Origin of the sequence: Geobacter sp., assembly GCF_030834625.1 — a bacterium.
Lineage (GTDB): Bacteria > Desulfobacterota > Desulfuromonadia > Geobacterales > Geobacteraceae > Geobacter.
On sequence record NZ_JAUQXO010000045.1, the window covers coordinates 67384 to 87753 of the forward strand.

At 60.7% G+C, this 20370-nt stretch carries 18 protein-coding genes; 1 reads left to right on the forward strand and 17 read right to left on the reverse strand.

The window, feature by feature from the left end; translation table 11 throughout:
- Nucleotides 1-13: 13 nt before the first annotated feature.
- The 12 genes from RCH91_RS11860 to RCH91_RS11915 form a co-directional block, all read right to left on the reverse strand.
- A complete protein-coding gene (locus RCH91_RS11860) occupies nt 14-952 on the reverse strand; it encodes a DUF2950 domain-containing protein (protein WP_306535161.1) in 939 nt (312 codons plus the stop codon).
- Nucleotides 953-1000: 48 nt separating this feature from the next.
- Nucleotides 1001-2248, reverse strand: a complete 1248-nt coding sequence (locus tag RCH91_RS11865) for a DUF3300 domain-containing protein (protein ID WP_306535162.1) — start codon at nt 2246-2248, stop codon at nt 1001-1003.
- A 102-nt stretch (nt 2249-2350) separates the two neighbouring features.
- The gene (locus RCH91_RS11870) at nt 2351-4024 is read right to left on the reverse strand and encodes a mechanosensitive ion channel family protein (RefSeq protein ID WP_306535163.1); all 1674 of its coding nucleotides are present in this window, start codon (nt 4022-4024) and stop codon (nt 2351-2353) included.
- A gap of 50 nt (nt 4025-4074) precedes the next feature.
- Nucleotides 4075-5049, reverse strand: coding sequence for a glucokinase (gene glk, locus RCH91_RS11875; protein ID WP_306535164.1), 975 nt, complete (start codon nt 5047-5049; stop codon nt 4075-4077).
- A 56-nt stretch (nt 5050-5105) separates the two neighbouring features.
- Entirely contained in the window at nt 5106-5288 is a 183-nt protein-coding gene (locus RCH91_RS11880) for a hypothetical protein (RefSeq protein WP_306535166.1), read from the reverse strand.
- Between the two features lie 20 nt (nt 5289-5308).
- Entirely contained in the window at nt 5309-7234 is a 1926-nt protein-coding gene (locus RCH91_RS11885) for a rhodanese-like domain-containing protein (RefSeq protein ID WP_306535167.1), read from the reverse strand.
- A gap of 9 nt (nt 7235-7243) precedes the next feature.
- Nucleotides 7244-7429 carry a hypothetical protein gene (locus RCH91_RS11890; protein WP_306535168.1) on the reverse strand — a complete coding sequence of 62 codons (186 nt, stop codon included), beginning with the start codon at nt 7427-7429 and terminating at the stop codon, nt 7244-7246.
- 56 nt (nt 7430-7485) lie between these two features.
- Nucleotides 7486-8805: an ATP-dependent 6-phosphofructokinase gene (locus tag RCH91_RS11895; protein WP_306535169.1), complete on the reverse strand. Its 1320-nt coding sequence runs from the start codon at nt 8803-8805 to the stop codon at nt 7486-7488.
- Between the two features lie 127 nt (nt 8806-8932).
- Entirely contained in the window at nt 8933-9817 is an 885-nt protein-coding gene (gene ppk2, locus RCH91_RS11900) for a polyphosphate kinase 2 (RefSeq protein ID WP_306535170.1), read from the reverse strand.
- Between the two features lie 64 nt (nt 9818-9881).
- Entirely contained in the window at nt 9882-12620 is a 2739-nt protein-coding gene (locus tag RCH91_RS11905) for a glucosidase (protein ID WP_306535171.1), read from the reverse strand.
- A 12-nt stretch (nt 12621-12632) separates the two neighbouring features.
- On the reverse strand, nt 12633-14306 hold the full coding sequence (locus tag RCH91_RS11910) for a SulP family inorganic anion transporter (protein WP_306535172.1): 1674 nt from the start codon (nt 14304-14306) through the stop codon (nt 12633-12635).
- Nucleotides 14307-14455: 149 nt separating this feature from the next.
- Nucleotides 14456-15445 carry a response regulator gene (locus RCH91_RS11915; protein ID WP_306535174.1) on the reverse strand — a complete coding sequence of 330 codons (990 nt, stop codon included), beginning with the start codon at nt 15443-15445 and terminating at the stop codon, nt 14456-14458.
- A gap of 439 nt (nt 15446-15884) precedes the next feature.
- Between RCH91_RS11915 and RCH91_RS11920 the strand changes: the two genes are divergently transcribed.
- Nucleotides 15885-16400, forward strand: a complete 516-nt coding sequence (locus RCH91_RS11920; protein ID WP_306535175.1) for a GSU3473 family protein — start codon at nt 15885-15887, stop codon at nt 16398-16400.
- Nucleotides 16401-16559: 159 nt separating this feature from the next.
- Here RCH91_RS11920 and RCH91_RS11925 read toward each other — a convergent pair whose 3' ends face one another.
- Genes RCH91_RS11925 through RCH91_RS11945 form a run of 5 tightly spaced genes read right to left on the reverse strand, consistent with a single transcriptional unit; the run spans nt 16560 to nt 20362 of the window.
- The gene (locus tag RCH91_RS11925; protein ID WP_306535176.1) at nt 16560-17636 is read right to left on the reverse strand and encodes a hypothetical protein; all 1077 of its coding nucleotides are present in this window, start codon (nt 17634-17636) and stop codon (nt 16560-16562) included.
- A gap of 25 nt (nt 17637-17661) precedes the next feature.
- Nucleotides 17662-18882, reverse strand: a complete 1221-nt coding sequence (locus tag RCH91_RS11930; RefSeq protein ID WP_306535178.1) for a sodium:proton antiporter — start codon at nt 18880-18882, stop codon at nt 17662-17664.
- Between the two features lie 52 nt (nt 18883-18934).
- Nucleotides 18935-19288 (reverse strand): hypothetical protein, encoded by a 354-nt coding sequence (locus RCH91_RS11935; protein WP_306535180.1) that lies wholly within the window; start codon nt 19286-19288, stop codon nt 18935-18937.
- Nucleotides 19289-19324: 36 nt separating this feature from the next.
- Nucleotides 19325-19735 carry a cysteine rich repeat-containing protein gene (locus tag RCH91_RS11940; RefSeq protein ID WP_306535181.1) on the reverse strand — a complete coding sequence of 137 codons (411 nt, stop codon included), beginning with the start codon at nt 19733-19735 and terminating at the stop codon, nt 19325-19327.
- A 39-nt stretch (nt 19736-19774) separates the two neighbouring features.
- The gene (locus RCH91_RS11945) at nt 19775-20362 is read right to left on the reverse strand and encodes a hypothetical protein (protein WP_306535182.1); all 588 of its coding nucleotides are present in this window, start codon (nt 20360-20362) and stop codon (nt 19775-19777) included.
- Nucleotides 20363-20370 lie beyond the last annotated feature (8 nt).

Genomic DNA, 20370 nt, shown 5'->3' on the forward strand with positions numbered 1-20370 from the left:
AGATCATCCTGGCCTATTCGACTTTCTTCCAGGTTTCGTCGGGATCGTAATGTGGCATCTTCGTCGCGACCTTGGCGGTGTTCCTGCCCAGGTTCTTCTGATAGACGATGCCGTTCTGGTTCACGATGAAGGTCATGATGCCCGATGCTCCATACTGGGCCGGATAGGCCACAAGGCCGAAGCCGAGAACCATCCTGCCGTTGACCACGTAGTCGAAGGCACCCCCTTCGGCATGGGGCCCTTGAGCTTTCAGGACCTTGTAGCGGTACCCATAAAGCGCCGTATTCTCCTTTGAATACCCTTCGTCGGCGGCCTGTGCCGCTAAGGGCCCTAAGGGGCTCTCCTCCTCGCCTTCCTTTGTTGCCCAGTAGAGACCATCCCTTTTGCCCGGAGTGCTCCTGATCTTCTGGGCAAACTCCCCAACGCCTTCGCCGGTCCGGTCTTTCGCGGCATACTCGCGCTGGGCATCCGCATAGGCGTGCAGCACTTCGATAACCTTCAGTTCATTCCGTCCGATCCGCCGATTCAGTAACTCCTCCTTGCCGGCCTTGGCATCAAAGCGCCACGCATTTCCCTTCTTCACCACCGGGATGGGGAAGGGGTAGTCTTCGTTGCCGAGGGAGAAAACCGCCTTTCCTGAATCAGCGCCTTCGATCACTACTTTTTCTTCGTGGAGTTTGACGAGCTGCTCACGGCCTGCCTTGTCGGCAACGGGGTCCCCCGACGATACGATCTCCCGGGCACCGGGGCCGAGAATGGCGAGCAGGTTCTTTTTGTCGTGATTTTTCAATGCGACAACGAGGCTATTCAACGCTTCCTCCGGGGAGGCGAAGGATTTTTGGGATGTTTTGGCCGATGCTGCCAGTACAGGCGCGCCAGTTGCCAGAATGATGAGTATCGCCAGCAGGGGCAGGAGTAGATTTCCTGATTTACGGGATGTCAAGAGCATCATGCTTGTATCCTCCGAATATCTGTCGGTGACTGAAAGAGGCTCGGACATCTACCTGCGACCTCCGCCGCCACGACCGCCGCCACCACGACCGCCGCCGCCAAATCCTCCGCTGGGCCGGGACATGCCGCCACCGCCGCCGCTGAAGCTCCTGCCGCCTCCGGCACTTTGACGGCTCGAGAAGCCCCTGTCACTTGCCATCCGCTCTTGTCTGCCGCTATTGGATCCGCCGCTGAAGGCGCTGTCCCGACCGGTCCTGGCGGCGCCATCCCGATCTCGTGCTCCGGACTCTCCGTAAGTGCGACCTTGCGCAGCACTCCGGTCCATGGTTCCGGCAGAGGGGCGTGTCCCCATGCCTTTCCCGCCTCCTTCACCGAAGCCCCGTGCGTCACGCCGCGTCTCGGTGGCGCGGGTCGGTGACTGGCCAAACTTCTTCGCCGTCGCATTGTCCCGGTAGGCAACGTTCTTGCGGTGGCTCGGGTCATGTTTCCATGTTCCTTTGCCGGTGTTGCTTACCCGGTTCTGGTATTTGCTCCGGTCGATGTTCTTGTTGATGTTGACGTTCTGGTTGTGGTTGATTTCAACGTCGCCGCCATGCCAGTCGCAGTTGCCCCAGGCATAGCCCCAGGCTACTCCCACTGCGACGCCGGCGGCAAAGTGGTATGCAGGGTAGGCGGGGGGTGGCGGCGGGTAATAGTAATAGGGAGGGTAGGCGGGATACATCCAGGTGCCGTACACCACCGTCGGGCTGTAGGTAGGGACGTAGACGACCTGGGGATCGGCGGGCTGGATGATGATGACCTCCTTCTCCACCACCACCTTCTGCTCCTTGGTCGTCTTCAGGTTCCCCGCGTCATAGGCCTTCTTCCGCAATTCCTGGATCGTATCCATCACGTCCTTCTGCTGGGCCAGGAATGCATCGCCGATTTTCGTGGTTAAGTCGAGTTTTTCGCTCATGGACGAAAGCACCGTCGGAAAATTCACCAGCGACTTGACGCTTGGGTCCCAGTTCTCCTTTTCGAGCTCCTTGGCCAGAACGTCCCCCGCACTCTGCTTGTGACTCTTCGCCCAGCGGTCGGCCTGGACGATTTCGAGGGGATAGGTCGAGGCCATAAGGATCTGCGAAACCAATTCATCGGGGTAGAGGGCAATGGGGGCCAGGAGTTGCGCCAACTCTTCCTTTGGCAGCTTCTTCTGGGAGGCAGTGTCGCCGCTCTGCCCCGGGGCTTGGAGGGGCAGGGCCAGGAGGATGGCAACAAAGATGCCGGCAATGCTAATCAATAATGGTTTCAATCTCATACAGGCTCCTTTCATAATTGTTTCGAGCAAGAGTCCATGCTGCTGCAGCGAGGTGTCGAACTGTTCAATCAGTTATTACCCTGGTGCTTTGTGCAGAACCCACTATCCCTCCGGCGGTCTGGCCGGAGCGGTGTACCACTGGTCCTTCGCCACCACCTTTGGCTGCTCCGGGTCCCCCTCGTAGGCCGGGGTCATGATCTGTACCCCGTACTCGTTGAAGATATCGAGGATGTTGCGGTGCAGCTCCGTGTAGAGGCGGTTCATGGCCTTTGGGTCGGCGCAGTAGGCGTTGATCTCATAGGTGACGCAGAAGTCGCCGAGCGCCTTGTGCAGCACGAAGGGACGGGGCTCCTGAAGCAGGCCGGGGGTGCGCGCCGCGGCCTCCAGCAGCATCGCCTCCACCTGCCGCCATGGCGTTTCGTAGCCGATCCCGACGGTGGTATGGAGAATCAGCCCCTCTCGTTGGGCCATGGTGCTGTAGTTGATAACCTCGCTGCTGAGGACCGTGGAATTGGGCACAACCACTTCTTCGTTCTTGGGGGTGCGGAGGTGGGTGACCAGGAGGCGGATTTGCTCCACGTCGCCAAGGTGCTCGCCGATCTTGATCCGGTCTCCTTTCCTGAAGGCCTTCCGATAGGTCATGGTGTAGCCGGCGATCAGGTTGCCGATGACGGAGGAGGAGCCCAGGGAGAAAAGTACGCCTATGAAGAGCGACACCCCTTTGAAAGCCGCGGATTCGGAGCCGGGAATGTAGGGATAGGCGATGATCAGGGCGAAGGCGACCAGAAACAGCCTGACCAGCCGGTAGGTGGGCCAGGCCCAGTCCGCCTCGAATTGCGGAAGGACGACGGTCCCGTCGGCGATGCCTGAGAAGAAAAGGCGGACGAGCTTCAGCAGGTAGCGTATGACAAAGAAGAGGACGATCAGGAATACCAGCTTGGGGATCGATTTCAGGAGCCCCTTGCCCATGGTATGCAGGGGATCAACCAGAATGACGACCAGGTCGTTGGCGAGGCCCCGCGTCCAGGGGAAGAGTGTGAGCACGTTATACAGGTAGAGATAGACCGCTGTCAGTACGGTGGCAACCCACAGCAGGCCGAGGACACCGGTCAGCAGACGCCAGATATGCTCGCCCCGAATGACCTGGAACGACTTGATATGAACGTCATGCACCTTCGGCTTGAAACGCGACTCGATCCAGCTGCGCAGGCGGCGAAAGAGCCGGTGGCCGGTCCAGAGAACCAGCATGAGCAGCAGGGACGCACCGAAGGTGAAGAGGGCGTTTCGCTTCAGAACATCCGGATTGCGGTCATGGCGCCATGCATCGACCGCTTCGCCAATCCGCCAGACATAACCTTTAGAGAGTGTATGACGGTCGATTCTCTCCAGATTCGCATCGGCATCGACGACGCCCATGATGCGTTTCTTGTCGGCCATGATGAGGGAGGCACCCGGTTCCTGCTCGATATGCAGCGACTGCCGGGACATGGTTGGATCCGCCGCCACTGCCTCGATTCGGTCAACGATGGCCTGGGCGCGTTTTCCCGCCGGGTATGCGGGAAAACCGCGTACGCCGAACAGGACCACCCCGTCCACCACCACTGGCGCAGTATCCACCTCTTGGGTACTCTCTACGTGAGCCGTCGCTGGTGCCGCGGGATCCGGACCCTCTGCAGCTGCGGAGAGCAGCGGCAGTCCAAGCGCCAGGCAGAATAACACTTTCAGCCGAAAGTCCCTGAGGAATGCCCTGGTGGCCCTCGTAATAAGTTCTGACATGGCCGGCTCCTTAGTGTCCCGAGTTCAAACGGTCCTTCAGTCAGGGATATTCATCGTGCTGCACAGCGGGCGGCACCCAGCAGGGCGGTCCGATCGTTGAGGATGACCCGCACGGGGATGCTCTCCAGGAGGGGGCTGAGCCGCCCCTTGGAGGTGAAGGCCAGCATGAAGCCGGGCCCCTTGAGACGGTCGATGATCTTCGGTGCGATACCGCCTCCCAGGTAGACCCCGCCGGTGGCGAGATAGCGAAGCGCCACGTTTCCGGCCTCGGCCCCGTAAAGGGAGATGAACAGGTCGAGAACCTGTTCGCAGAGCACACACTGGCCGGCCAGGGCAGCCCGGGTGATGGCTGCCGAGGGGTCGCCCCGACGCATCTCGTCGGCAACCGCCGCGCTCTCCGGCAGGTGGTGGGCGTCCCGAAGAAAACGGTAGATGTTTCGCAGGCCGGGACCGGAGACGAGCCGCTCGGTGCTCACTCGGCCATGCTCGGCCCGCAGGTAGAGGAGCAACTCCGCCTCCAGTTCGGTGCGGGGGGCGAAGTCGGCGTGTCCCCCTTCGCTGGGGAGCGGCCGGTGAGCGGTGCCGTCCCAGTAGGCCAGGGCCTCCCCCAGGCCAGTCCCGGCCGAAACCACGGCGATGGTACCGGTGGGGTCGGGAATCCCCGGGTTGAGAACCGCAAGGTCCTCCGGGGCCAAGAGATCGATGCCGTGGGCATTGGCCTCCAGGTCGTTGATGAGCTCCACCGCCGGGAGCCCCAGGGTTCGGGCCAACACGGTGGCATCCACGCTCCAGGGGAGGTTGGGGGTCCGGACCCGCCCCTGGCGGACCGGTCCGGCGATGCCGAAACAGGCCCGTTCCGCCGCCAGCCCGTGCTCCCCGGCAAAGTGGCTGACGATCTCCTCCAGGCTTCCCGCCTCACGACTCGGAAAACGCTTTTCGACAACCGGCACCAGCGTGCCGTCGGCGGTGTCGAAATAGGCAAACCGCGTAGAGGTCCCGCCGATGTCTCCCGCAAGGATCAGCATCCGTTCTCCTCCCTCCAGTTTCCGAGTCTGTTCATAATGACCTTTAGCCAAAGTGGCTAGAAGAATTCCCGCAGGCTCTCGTCGATTGTCTTGTAGAAGCCGGTGGCCGGATCAACCAGAAGCACTTTTTGGAACATATTCATAAACAACCTCGAATCTTCTGAAGTTTCGCTCTCGCCCTCGGAAGGGGAAGGCGCGGATTTTTCCCGACCTGATTGGCACTGATCTTCCGCCACCAAGGTCTTCCCCCTCCCTTGAGTTACCGGTCAATGCTCCAGTTCACCCACGCTTCGTCGTGGACCCTGACGTCGGGAAATCCGAGGTAACGCAGGATGAAGAAGGCATCCGAAGCGGCAATGCCGGTGTCACAGGTGGTGATGACGGTCTTGTCCGGCGTGATGCCGTAGGTTTTCAGCATCCACAAGAGCTCCTCGGGCGGCTTCAGCGCACCGTTGTCCAAGATGAGCGCGCCGAGTGGCAGATTGATCGACCCCGGAATGGCGCCGACCCGGCGGGCCAGTTCGTGCCTGGTCTCGCCGAGGACCCGGTGAATGGCGCGAGCATCGAGAACCACGACGTTCGGCTTGCCGAGGAGCTTTGCCAGCGTGTCGCTGTCCACCACGAGCGACGGCTGGACGGTCCCGTTGAAGATGCGTGCCTGCCGGGTGGAGGGCTTGGTGCTCGTATGGAAGCCGGCCTCGTGCCATCCTTCTATGCCGCCGTTCAGATAGGAGACGTTGGTGGCGCCGGCCCATTGCAGGACCGCGCCCAGTGCAGTTGCCATCACGCCGCTCTGGTCATAGACGACGATGTGGTCGCCGGCGGCAATCCCCTTGCTGCCGAGAATTTCCGCTACTCTGGCATGCGGTACGAGCACGAATGCTTTCTCCGCGTCGCCGCCGGTACGCAGGCCGCTCGTCAGGGGATCGAACGAGATGGCCCCTTCGATGTGTCCCTTGTCAAAGGCAGCGCTGCCCCGGGTGTCGACCACCACCACGTTCTTCTTTCCGAGGTTGTCGTGCAGCCACCGGGCATCCACCACCATGCCGGTGCGGACCTTGCTCGTGTCGACGGCGACCTTCCGGACCTTCTTGATTGCCTGCGGAACCGAGCCGTCGGGAACGACCACCTTATGGTTGGCCTCCTTCTCGTAGTCCAGGAGATCGGAGCTGGCGAGGAACAGAGCCCGGTTGCCGTGGCAGTGGTTGCAGCTGGCCGCTTGCCAGGTGCGCCGCTGGATGTTGTGTGGTGATGCGCGCTTCCAGGTGGGTGTCTTGCCGAAGTTGGTGAATCCGCCCTTGCCGTAGAAGTCGAACATCTCCGGATAGGAAGGGACGTGGCGGACCAGCATGTATCGGTATCCGGCGCCGGGCGCCTTGTCGTCGTAGTTCAGCCCGATCTTCACGGTTTCCACTTCCCGCCGGTTCTGGAAGAACGCCAGCCCCTCGCTATCCTTCCCCATATGGCAGTTGTAACAGTTCACATAGGTCTGGGAATGACATACCTGGCACTGCACCCTGCCGATGTGGCGTTGATGCTCAGGCACCGGCCCGCGCTCCAGGTCCTTGTGACAGTCGGTGCAGCGCGCCATCTCCTTGAGGTGGTACCGGCCCGGTAGATCCTTGGGCGCCGCGGCGTGCATCTCGCGAGCCGAATGACAGGCGACGCAGTCCATGGCCGCCTTTGCCGCGTGAACGTCGCCTTGTCCACGTTCTCCGTAAAACTCAAAGCCCACGCGGCTGCCGTGGCAGGCGGTGCACTGGTTGATGGGGTCTGTGCGCTTCTGGAAAAGATGCCCCTTCACGAATCCCTTCTGGGCGAATTTCGGCCGGCTCACGTGGCAGCCGCCGCAGCTTGTGTGGCAGGCTGCGCAGTGGTTCTTCCGCGCCTCGTCAATATGCGCCCACTTGTCCATGTTCGCCCGGCTCTTGAGCACCGAAGGGAAGGTGGAAAGGGTGGCATGCAGGGAGTCCTTGGCCGTGGCCACGATTTTGCCGTGGCAGTCCCCGCAGGCCTTCTGGGGATTGTTGCTGGAGGGGTGGGGGTCCATCCCCGTATGGCCGGCTGCCTTGTCCATGCTTGCAGCGTTACCGCCATGGCAGCTCTCGCAGGCAATTTTCCCGTGGGGGGAAGAAAGAAACTCTTTGGCAACAAGGACCTTCTCCTGTGGCTCCAACGGAGCCACCGAGCCACCTCAGCCAGCGCCTGACTGCATTGCCGATTTCTTGGCCGTGTCCGCACTGAGATTTTTGATGATCATTGCCTTGTCGAGGTGACAGGTTACACAACCGGACGGCTCTGCCGCCGAAGCCGTCGAGGCGAGGACCACGGCCAGAAGGCCCGCGAGGGCTGCGCTATGGAGTCTTCTGTTTAGTCTCATGTGGTTCTCCTCCCATTTTCCGATTGTTTCACTGGTTGACGATCCGGTCTGAGGGGTCAGTCGTGACTTTCCAAGGTCTTTCCGATTCCCTGCATCTCCCGAGGTTGGCCGGTGGAGGCCAGCACGCTGCTCCAGAGCCACCCGTCGGGGTCGATCTTCTTCCGCTGCCGGGTCGCCAGGGGAATCGGCACGTGGGTAATCTGGTGGTTCCAGAGCCCCACCACCATGTTGGTCCGGCCGCTCATGCCGGCATGGACGGCATTCTGGCCCAGAAGCAGGCAGAGGGCCGAATCGTGGGGGTTGGCCGGCTGGCTGCGGATGATGTAGCTGGGGTCGATGTACTTGAGGTTGCACTCCATCCCGCGACCGTTGAAATGCCCCTTGATGGCGTCGCGCAGCCAGGTGCCGATGTCGCCGAGCTTCACGTTCCCCGAGGCGTCGCGCTCCGCCGTGGCCGCCAGCAGCTCCTGGCCGGCCCCTTCGGCCACCACGACCACCGCGTGGCCACGCCGTGCAAGGCGCTCCTCCAGGCTCCGCAGGAAGCCGGCAAGGGTGAAGGGGACCTCAGGCACCAGGCAGTAGTTCACCTGGCTGTCGATCAGGGAGGCATAGGCGGCGATGAAGCCCGAATCACGCCCCATCAGCTTCACCAGGCCGATGCCGTTGCGGGCCCCGGTGGCCTCGGTGTGGGCCGCGTAGATGGCCCGGTGGGCCTCGGCCACGGCGGTCTCGAAACCGAAGGTTTTCTGGACGAAGGAGATGTCGTTGTCGATGGTCTTGGGGATGCCGATGACGCTCAGGTGGTGGCCGCGGCGGGCCGCCTCCGCGGCGATCTTCCCGGCCCCCTTCAGGGTGCCGTCGCCGCCGATGGCGAAGAGGATGCCGACCCCCAGCTCCGCCAGGTAGTCCACCATCTCCGCCGGCTCCTGGGGCCCCCGGGAGGAGGCGAGGATTGTCCCTCCCAGCTCGCCGATCTGGCTCACCGACGCCGGCGTGAGATGGAGCGGGGGGTGGCCGAGGCGCTTCACCAACCCCTCGTAGCCGTAGCGGAAACCGTAGACCCGCTTGACCCCGTAGTGGTGGTGGAGGCTCAGGGTCACGGCGCGGATCACGTCGTTGATCCCCGGGCAGAGGCCGCCGCAGGTGACGATGCCGCAGGCGATGGCCCCCGGGTCGAAGAAGAGCCGCTCCCTTGGCCCGGCCAGTTCCAGGGTCGGGGGCTCCTTGCCCTCCTCGAAGTGCCGCCTGACTTCGGCAGGACTGCTGTGGTACAGGATTCGCTCATCGTCGCCCGTGAATCGTCCCCCCTCCATTGGTGATGAAGCGTGGCACGAACCGAGTCGCTTGATGGTGAAGTCAAGATTTGGATCGTTCATCGGGTGTCCTCTCTGAAGAATTCTCGTGACCGGCTTATGATTCCGATTTCGGCATCGCGCGCCAGTAATTCATCATGTATCAGAGTGTGCCCTTTCTCTTGTTCTCATCGGCCCACGGAGAAACCGCTCAGAATTTCTCGGGTATGTACTTGAACGGATAGTCGGGCGACTGGTATTTATTCAGTTTTTTTCGCTCCGGCAGCTTCACCTTTTCCCGCGGCAACTCCTCGTACGGGACCTTGCTGAGCAGGTGGCTGATAATGTTCAGCCGCACCTGTTTCTTGTTCTCGGAATTGGCCACATACCACGGAGCCCAGGGCGTGTCGGTCGCCGCAAACATCTCGTCGCGTGCCCGGGTATAGTCATCCCAGCGGCTATAGGACTTGAGGTCCATGGGGGAGAGCTTCCAGATCTTGCGCCCGTCATCGACCCGACCCTTGAGCCGGCGGGTCTGTTCCTCCGGGCTCACCTCCAGCCAGTACTTGAGCAGGATGATCCCGGATTCGGCCATTATCTTCTCGAAGAGCGGCACGACTTCAAGAAAGCGTTTTGACTGCGCCTCGGTGCAGAAGCCCATTACCCGCTCGACACCCGCCCGGTTGTACCAGCTGCGGTCAAAGATGACCACCTCGCCGGCTGCCGGGAAATGGGGGATATAGCGTTGGGCATACATCTGGGACTTCTCCCGCTCCGTCGGCGTGGGGAGCGCCACCACCCGGAAGACCCGCGGGCTTACCCGCTCGGTGATCGCCTTGATGGTCCCCCCCTTGCCGGCGCCGTCTCGCCCCTCGAAGACGATGCAGACCTTGAGCCCCTTGAGCTTGACCCATTCCTGGAGCTTGACCAGTTCCACGTGCAGTTTGGCCAGTTCTTGCTCGTAAGCCTTGTTCTTGAGCTTCTTCCCCGGCTCATCAGCCGATGTCTCGTCGGCACTCGTGGTGTCGAGTTTCTTGCCGGTTTCTTCAATGGCTTCGTGTTTTTTCTTCTTTTTGTCTTTTTTAGCAGCGCCCATGATAGAGCTCCTTTCCGACAATCTGTGTGTTAGCATCCGCGCATCAACGAGCCTGGTCGTTCCCTCATTTCCCGCCCTGTTCCCCCCCCACCTGCTCCCTGAAGAGTCGCGCTGTGGTTCGCCCGCGTTCGGTCTCCAGCATGGCTTTGGCGTCAAGGCGCCCGAAGACGTCCAGAAGGAGGGCGACCAGACCGGTCCACCCCGTCTGGTGGCTCGCCCCGAGCCCCGCCCCATTGTCACCGTGGAAATACTCGTAGAACAGAATCAGGTCACGCCAGTGCGGATCGTCCTGGAACTTTGCCGTCCCGCCGTAGACCGGCCGTCGTCCATCGGCATCCCGCAGGAACGTGCCGGCCAGCCGGCAGGAAATCTCCTGCGCCACCTCGAACAGCGTCATCTGCCGGCCGGAACCGGTCGGGCACTCCACCGTGAATTTGTCGCCGTAAAAGCCGTAGAGGTTCAACAGCGCCCGGATGATCAGCGCATTGACCGGCATCCAGACCGGACCCCGCCAGTTGGAGTTCCCGCCGAACATCCCGGTATTGGATTCCCCCGGCAGGTACTGCACCTTGAACTCCTCGTGGTCTACCTGGAACAGGAACGGATGCTCCAGGTGATGGCGTGAGAGGGAGCGGATCCCGTGGGGCCCCAGGAACTCATTCTCGTCGAGCATGTACCCGAGAACCCGCGTGAGTTTCTTCTTGTTGAGGATCGACAGGAGACGCCGATCCTTATGGCCGATGAACCCCTCGTCGGTGGGTGCCACGTGGTTCACCAGGTCGGGATGCCGTTTCCGGAACATGTTGATCATCTCCGCCATTTTCGGATAGCGCTTCAGATAATCCCCCTCGAACACCGTGGACGCGCAGAGCGGCAGCAGTCCCACCAGCGACCGCACCTTCAGCCGCATGGCTTGGCCGTCCGGCAGCCTCAGCAGGTCGTAGAAAAACCCGTCTTCCTCGTCCCACATCTCGTCCTTATTCTCGCCGATGCGGTCCATGGCGTAGGAAATCCACATGAAATGCTGAATGAACTTGAAGGCGATCTCCTCGTACATCGGGTCGTATTCGGTCAGGATCAGGGCCATTTCCAGCATGCACTGGCAGTAGAACGCCATCCAGGCCGTTCCGTCCGCCTGCTCCAGCGACCCCCCCGTTGGCAGCTGGGCGCTCCGGTCGAACACGCCGATGTTGTCCAGCCCCAGAAAGCCCCCGGCGAAGACGTTGCGGCCGGCAGGGTCCTTCCGGTTCACCCACCAGTTGAAGTTCAGCATCAACCCCTGAAAGGACCGCTCCAGGAACCGCAGGTCCGCACGGCCCAGCGTCCGCTCCATTTTATAGAGGTAGAGCGTGGCCCAGGCGTGCACCGGCGGATTCACGTCGCTGAAGTTCCACTCGTAGGCGGGAATCTGGCCGTTGGGGTGGAAATAGAGATTGCGCAGCATCAGCAGAAGCTGCTCCTTGGCGAAATCGAAATCCACCAGGGCCAGGGCGGTCGTGTGGAAGGCCAGGTCCCAGGCCGCATACCACGGATACTCCCACTTGTCCGGCATGGAGATCACGTCGGCGTTCAGCATGTGGAACCATTCCATGTTCCGCACGTTGTGCGGGTCTGCCTGGAGCAGCGGATGGCTCTTGTGCTCCAGCAGCCACTGCTCCAGGTCGAAGTAGTAGAACTGCTTGCTCCAGAGCATCCCTGCCAGCGCCTGACGATGCACCCGGCGCTCGTCCTCGCTCAGGGATTTCGGTGTGATCCTCTGGTAGAATTCGTCCGCGTCGCCGATGCGGCTGGTGAACACCTTCTCGAAGCCGTTGAAGGCATTGTCCATCGGGGTGGCCGCGAGCCGCAGGCGGACCGTCTGGCTGCCGCCGGCGGGCACGTCGAGCAGGTAGTGGGCCGTGGCCTTGGTCCCCGCCTTGGCGGGATTCACCGCTTCGCCCTGTCCCGCGATGAGGCAGGCGTGGAACGCGTCCTTGACGTAGGGAGAGGCGTTGGGCTGGCCCCAGAGACGCTGGGTATTGGTCTCGTTCTCGGTGAAGAGCAGCTCCGGGGCTCCATCGCAGTAGAGCCAGTATTCACCCAGTTCATGGTGGGAGGCTTGCATGGCGCCCGGCGCCACTTCGCGGAGAGATGGCTTCGGATCGTCCCCGCCCCAGGACCAGGTGTTCCGGAACCAGAGGGTCGGCAGCAGTCGAAGCCGGGCCGCTTCCGGACCACGATTGTGCACAGTGACCCGGATCAGCACGTCTTCCGGGCCTTCCTTGGCGTATTCCACGAACACGTCGAAATACCGGTCGTCGTCGAACACCCCGGTGTCGAGCAGTTCGTACTCGAACTCTTCTCGCGACCGGCCCCGGTTCGTCTCGATCAGGTCGCGGTAGGGAAATTCGCGCTGCGGGTACTTGTATAGGTACTTCATGTAGGAGTGGGTGGGGGTGCTGTCGATGTAGAAGTAGTACTCCTTCACATCCTCCCCGTGGTTCGCCTCGCTGTTGGTGAGCCCGAAGAGGCGCTCTTTCAGGATGGGGTCCCGCTCGTTCCAGAGGGCCAGGGCGAAGCAGAGCCGCTGCTTGTCATCGCTGATCCCCCCCAGTCCGTCCTCGCCCCACCGGTAGGCCCGCGAGCGAGACTGGTCGTGGGTGAAATAGTCCCAGGCGTTGCCGTCCTCGCTGTAGTCCTCCCGGACCGTTCCCCACTGCCGCTCGCTGAGATAGGGTCCCCATTTTTTCCAGGGGATACCCGCTTCGCGCGCATCATTGAGCCGCTTCTGTTCCGTGACGTCGATGAATTTCTGCTCCGCCATGGTTTCACCCTCCTATCGGCATTCTCGCTGATACTTATCCACCGCCTGTTCCAGGGTAAAGAACATCCGTTCCCGGCCCAATCGCGCTCCCAGAGGTGAATTCTGGACAACCGCGAGTACCTCGGGATTCAGCGCCACCAGCCAGAGCACGGTCCCGGCCTCGCGCAGCTTCTCCTCGCCGTCGGTCAGCATCCTGAGGGCGGTGAACTCCAGATCGGGCACCGCCCTCAGCTCCAGGACAACCACCCTCGGGGTGTACTCGTCGATCAGCCCCCGCATCTTTTGACCAAGGGTCGGGGCGTTGCCGAAGTATATCGCCCCTGCGGGCCGCAGCATCAGGAGGCCGGAAAATGTTTCGTCTTCCGGATGCTCCGGCGAGCGGGGGCGAAATACGTTGGTGCCGGGCTTGCGTCCCAGGACGAGGAGAGGATGACGGTTGGCGCGGATTATGAGTGCCACCAGCGACACCAGCACCGCCACGAGGATGCCCTTCAGGGTGCCGAGCAGCAGCACGCCGGCCACGGCAATGAGGGCCCAGCGAAATTCCATGGACCGGATCTGTCGGATGGCACGGAATTCTGCCGGGTTGATCAGGCCGATACTGGCAATTACCACGACGGCGGCCAGGGTCGGATGGGGCATCATACCGAAGAGAGGGGCAAGAAAGAGAAGCGTGGCCATGACAACCGCGGCAGTCACCAGCCCTGCCACCTGGCTCCGGGCTCCCGCGCCATCGTTCACCGCCGTCTGCGATGTTCCTCCGCCGGCCGGCATGATATGGAAGAGACTGCCGGCGAGGTTGGCCATGCCGGTCGCCACCAGTTCCTGGTTCGCGTCGGGGAGCGTGTCGCCCCGCCTGATAAAGGCGCGACCAGCAGCTGCCGTTTCGACGAAGCTCATCAGGGCGATGCCCAGGGCTGCGGGCCAGAGATGCACCACCAGGGAGAGGTTGGGAAGGGCGAAGGAGGGGAGTCCCGCCTGAACCGTTCCCACCAGGGCGATGCCCGCCCTGTCGAGACCGGCGTAGTAGGCGGCGGCAATGCCGATTGCCACGGTAACCAGCGGCGCCGGCACCCGTGGGGCGAAATGCTCGAGGCCCAGCATGAGGGCCAGCATCGCCAGGGCGAACAGAAGGGTAGGGAGGGACGTCTCCGGCAGATGTCTGCCTATCGACAGGATGTCACGGAAGAATCCGGCCTTGGTGATATGTATCCCCAGGAGCTTGGGAAGCTGGTCCAGGACAATGACTACACCGATGCCCGCCTTGAAACCGGTGAGCACCGGGTCGGAGATGAGGTTGGCCACCACGCCGAGGCGAAGCAGGCCGGCCAGCACCAGGAACGCGCCCGCCAGGAGCGCCAGCGTGGCTGACGCCGCCACCAGCGAGGCGGCATCGCCACCGGGAACCGCTTGGCCGAGGGCGCCGGCTGCCAGGATGGCGATGGTGGAGGTGGAGGTGACGCTCAGGGGGCGTGAGGTACCCATCACGGCATACACCACCAGCGGCACGAGGGAGGTGTAGAGACCGACCACCAGCGGGAGGCCGGCGATGGCGGCATAGGCCATCGCCTTAGGTATGACCACCGCCGCTGCCGTAAGCCCGGCGACCAGGTCGTAGCGGAGCCAATCCTTTTGATAGGAAGGGAGCCAGTTCATCATCGGAAGAATTGTGCCGAGAATCTTCATGGTCCGACTCCTTTGTTGTTACTGTCCGCTGCGGTCTATCTGATTACCCTTGCCGGTGGTCATCTTACGGGGGATGGTCGGCCCCCATCCCTTGGACTGGAAACACTCATTGAGCTGCTGGGCACTACATATCGGGAACTCTATGCCCGTCAGATCTGACTTTCAGGTACACCCTCATTCAAGCGGTCGGCCCAGGCACGCAATCGTGCCGCCTTGACATGGAGCTGCGGCTCTTCTGTCCGTTCCAGTACACGGGCCGCCAGGTCCCGCATTTGGCCGGCCGCGCGAGCCATGAGGGCACCCGTAGCCACCGGTTCCCTGGGAAAGAGCAAGCCGAGGACCTTTGCAAAAATCTCCTCGTCAAGGACATCCATAATTTCGAGGACCCATCGGTATGCCTCTACGGGAGAGGGGACGGAATTCTCCTTGAAATGATTTTCAGCCAGGGCCAGGGCACCCCTGACCCGGACCTGCATGGTGTCTATGTGTTCCAAAAGCTTCAGGGGGGGATCTGCCCCTCTAAGGCTCCCCCGAAAAAATCCAAGCAGGTTCGAGATATTCCCTTCGTACAGGGCACGGTCAAGCCAGAATCCCTCTTCTTCGGGCACAGCCTCGAATACACGGGCAAGGCCCATGTAGAAGTCGGCGGTACGGGTCCGCAGGGCGACGCCCCTGGCGAGAAGGTCCTGCACCCGATCGATGGGATGGCTTTGAGGTAGAATCGCCCTCTCCATCCAGCATTCATACAGGGCCTTCAGCGAGTCCAGTATTCGCGTGCCCCTGGATAACTTGGGCACATAGCAGTTGGCTCCCAGCGTGTAGGCACTGTCGATCGTTCCCGGAGCCACCTCGCTGGAAAGAACGATGACCGGAGTAAGCCGCCAGTAGGGGCTTGACCTAACTTCGCGGATCAGGTCCAGCCCTGTGCCGTCGGGAAGCTGAATATCCGTCAGGATCAGGTTGAATGGCTCACCGGCACGTTCTCTCGCGTTGAGCAGTTCGAGAGCTTCGTTCACACTTCCCGCTGACATGGATTCACCGCTGAAGCCGAATTTCCCGAAGGCAATCTTGACGAGTTTTACCAGACTGGGATCGTCTTCAATGTGCAGTAGGCTGAATTTCGGTTTGGTCAGATTCATGAGCTTGTCAATCCTGTTTTTTAAGCATTGTAAGGTCAGGGAATTGCGGACGTCGGGCCGGGTGGAAGATTGATGGCCTGAGCGCCACAATTAGTTACGGAATAGTATCCCAGATTCATGCCATGAGAAATTAAAGGGGAATCACCCTGTAACGGGCTGTTATAGAGCTGTAATTCAAAGCGATTTCGGCTGGCATTGGTGCGTTTTGGTCGATATGTCGACCAAAGGTTGAAATATCGACTTGCCGAACCACGCGGGTCATTCCCGCCACTATTTTTTTCTAGATACTCCGCTGCATTTAAAGAGATTTAAATATATTTGCCTTCAATCCTGCCATTGGCACAAATCTCGGATTGGGTGTGAGCATGAGAGTCTGATAATGTTTAAAATCTCACCGCTCCCTGAAAAGTGACAGGAGATCCTGGATATCCTCCTTTCCATGAATGGGCCTACCCAGGTGGCCGCGAGCTGCCTGAACTGCTGCATTCTCGAAGAGTTCGGGGACGATGCGAACACAGTTTCTGTGGAACTGTGGCAGACTCTCGGGGAGATGCAGCGTCATTTTCGCTCCACTCTATTTTCACGAATTCTGGAAGCCATAGAGCTCTCGCAATTTGAGCCCGTAGTCTGTGTGTACGAGATTGTGGATATCCGTGGCCTGAAGCTGATCGAACAGGTGCGGATGCCGGGAGGAAAGTGGTTGAAAAGGGAGAGCAGCAAAACAGTAACCTTTGATGGATGCGACACGGAGGTCGTTCTGATGCTTATCCGCGTACAGTATGAAGATAAGTCTTTTGGTACGGTAGACGATACGAGTCTTGAACCCCTGATTGAAGATGGCAGGATCGTAGCTTTCGAGCGATCCAGCGGGTGGGTACGAATAGGGGTTGACCCGGTCAGGTCCCCCAGGGTCGAACGAAGGCGCAAGGGAGCGATACTCAATATTTATGTGTAGGATTTCAGGTTCCGCGCGCTAATCACACCATCCTCCTCGCTTCTTCGCTTGCTTGCGCCTAGCATCCCGGCCTCCTCTCGATGTTTTTCAACAGCCTGTAAAAAGTCACGAGACCGAATTCGGATTCCGTGTTCACGATGACTTGAATCACCGTATGGCTCATCCCCCCGCACTGATCGTGACGATCGGCGCACCTTCCTTGCCGCCGGTCTCGGTGAGGGTCATCACGAACATCAGGAACGAGAAGAGCTTTTTCGACTGGTAATCCCGATCGTCTATCCAGAACCAGCGGTCCCGGTACGGCACGGCGGCGAAGTCGTCACCGGGCTTCGCTTTGGAGCAGAAGATCCGTATCATCGGTCCCTTGATTCCCTCACCTTCGGGCTCCTTGGTCGGGGGCACCCGCTTTTCGGCCACATGTTCTTCAGGGACTTCGACGGTTGAGGAAATGTCGCTGAGAATTTCGATGATCGAGCGGGTCAGCAGGGCGATCTCCTCATCGTTGCTCGGCGCTGACCCGTAGACGACCCTGAATTCTCCGCCGCTCTCCTTGAGGCCGAGTATCCGCCGTATCTCTTTCGCTGTTTCTTCAGTCTCCTTGTCCACTCGCTTTCGAAAGACCATGACCAGGGCGGCGCGGTCTTCCGTCTTTTTCACCCGCAGGGCGACATTTCCTGCTGTCTGGTTCTGACGGAGTTTCTCAAGGAGAGTATAGAATTCCGGATCGGCTTTGCGCATCCGCGCGGAACCCCCGAACTGATTCTGGATGCCATTGACCGAGTGGACGAGAATCCGGAAAACGAGGTCTATGGGGTAACCCCCTTCAATCAGGCTCATGACCGTCGCGGGGGCCACGGGCGTCATCAGGTTCCGGGCGAATTTCTCACCGGTCAGGGGGGTGTAGGTTATGGTGGGGCGGTCGTAGTAGCGGCCTGATCCGCCAACCCGCTGGTTATTGCTGCCGGCCGTCGGAAACTGCCAGCCGAAGGAGGCGTTTAGTTCCCCCTCCAGGGAGTACTGGTTGATGATGGAGGCCACGTCGAGGAAGATCGGGGCGTCGCCATAGCGAATCTTGACGATGTTGAGGAGCATCTGCCGCTTCCACGAGTCGGCGACGGAGGTGGTATAGTCGAAGCGGTCCCGGGCGATGGTCCCCGGTCCGAGCGTCGCGCAGCCGGTGAGGAGCGCGAGAAGTACGACCATAACGAGGCTTGAAACATGGCGCTTCCTGATCATGGGTGTCCTCCTCCATTCTCAGACGTTATTCCCTCTTTTCAGGGGTTGTGGCATCGAGCGTCGCCACCGTGCGGGCATAGAGGGAAATGCCGGGGAGGGCGCTGAAGCCGTGGGCGAAAATGCTGAGCATGACCGTCGCCATGACTGCCAGCTTGATGGTTTCCTCTCCGGGCAACCGCGCCTCCTCTTCCAGGAAGACGAGCCCCAGCACGATGGAGGCAAGACCGCGGGGGCCGAACCATCCCATGAACAGGACGGTGGCTGAACTCAGGCGGGTTCCTGCCAGGGCGATCGCCACGGGGACCATCCGCACCACCGTGAGGCTGATCACGGCATACAGCATGTGGACGATGTTGAAGCGGCCCAATGCCAATGCCACGAACAGACCGAACAGGAAGAAGACGAAGTAGTCGAGCAACTGTCCCCACCCCTCGGTGAATTCGACGCTGTGGGCGCTGGCATCAGGATAGCCAAACTGAACGGCCAGGCCGGCCACATAGGCGGCGATGAACATGCTGCCGCCAACAGGTTCGCACGCCAGAACAGAGAGAATGGGCAAGCTCACCAGGCCAAGCTGCTGAACCGATTCGGCCATCCATTCCTTCCGCCGGGCTGTGCCCAGGAGCACTCCGCCGGCCAGCCCAATGGCGAGCCCCACCACGGCCCCCATCCCCAGCTGCTCGCCGACATATTTCATGAGGACCTGGCCGGCCCCGTCGGTGCCGACCTGGGACACGGCGATGAAGAACATGAGGAAGGGGACGGACAGCCCGTCGTTGAGGCCCGCTTCCACATCGAGTGCCTGGCGGATGCGTAGCGGCACGTGCGGACTGCGCACGATGACCTGCCCCAGCCCTGCATCGGTGGGCGCCAGGATGGCCGCAAGGATGCCCGCCTCCCAGAGCGACATCCGGGGGAAGAGGAGGTGGGCCGCAATGGCCCCCAGCAGAATGGTCAGCAGCATCCCGATGCTCAGCAGCCGAAGAGGGAGCCTTTCCCGGCTCCGAACCGTCTTCGCGTTGATGTGGGTGGCGTCGGTGAACAGGAGCATCACCAGCCCTATCTCGGCAAATTTCAGAAAACTTTCCCGCCCGATGCCCAGTTCGCCGGCACTTGGAATGGCGAGGACCAGCAGCGTCCCCGCGGCGGTGAAGAGGATAGGTGCGGTCACGACCGTCTGCTCCAGCCGCCTGGACACTAGGCTGTACAGAAAGACCAGCGCAATGAATACCGCTATGATCACCATGGACTCTCCTGCGACGTCACAACCGATTGAAACGGAAGACCCCGCGACCTGCTCAGCGCAAAAACTTTTTTCCGGCGTTGTTGGCGCAGATGTCCTCCGACAGATCAAAATCGGCGTAACACCCGTAACAGTTCCCTTTGCAGGCGAAAAACATGGCGTTGCAGGTGGGCCCCGCGGATTCGGCGCTGGTGACCATGATACCTCCCAGGGTATTGTTGTTAAGGGGGTTGCCGAGGTAACAGGTTACCGAAAGTGATACTTCGGAAGGAGTAATCACCGTCATGGGTGCTTCACTCATGGAGGGAAGCGGGGTGGATTGCAGTGACGGTAGCGCGTCATCGCCCCAGGCCGCTGCAACGCAGAGAAACAGAGTGCCAGTAACGCAGAATGTCTTGAAAAATCCCATGTTGAGCTACTCCTTATTCATGTGACAGTTTAAGGGTTACTCGTGTGCGGAGGGTTTCTTCGGCACGTGCCCCCCATACTGCACGACCTTTTCCCGGCACGCCGGCGAGAGAAGTTCCAGCTTGCTCTTCATGCAGTTAAGCACTCTTCCCTGGCCGGGTGTGACATCCGCGCAGAACTTCTGGATGTCGGGTTCGCAAAGCTTCGTTGCCTCCTCAATTCGCTTGAGGGAGCGCTCGACTTTGGCCCGGCACGACGGTGACAATTCTTCCACGTGGCCGTTGAGGCATGTCACCAGGAGACCGGCTGCCGGTTGCACGTCCTTGCAGAACCTTTCGAGTTCATCCATGCAGGGATATTCCGTCTCCGCGGCACCGGCTGATGCCGATTGCAGCATGAAAATGGCTGCCGCAGCCATAAGGAAAAGTTTTCTGGGTAACACAATCATGTGCTGTATCTCCTTTGACATGCTCGGAACCTGAGCGGCTCACAGAAAACCGTCTAGCCGCAGACGTTCGGCCAGAAATTTGGCCAGATCACGGCTGACCCGGGCTATCCGTTCGGCGTCGTAGGTGTCTATGGTGGCGGTCCAGACCAGTTCGGTCGTTGCGCTGTCATAGAGGTTGGTCTGCAGATTCGCCCGCAGATAGTCCTTTGATCCGGCAAAGTTGTAGTAACCGCTTGCCGCGGTCCCGAATGCGGGGCCTGCCATCCCCTCCTGGGTCACGGTCTTGTCTCCGACGGACACCGGCCGGGCCGTTATCACTCCGTCTGCGCCGGTTGCCTTTACGGCCGCCACGATATCGTCCCTCTTGGCCTTTTCCAGATCCTTCACCAGGGTATGGCTTGCCACGGCAGTGACACCGTGACGGTCAAGCTCATCGACCATGACGTTTTCAAAAAGTTTACGGCGGCTCTCGTCGTTGGCTATGGCGAGTATCATCAGTTTCTTGTACGTATGTCCCGACCCGCCGGTCTTATGCCACGATTCCTTCACCGTCAGGGAGGAGCACCCCCCCAGGAGCAGCGATCCCATGGCGATCAAGGCACACATAATCTTCCAGCATACGTTCATCGGTTCCT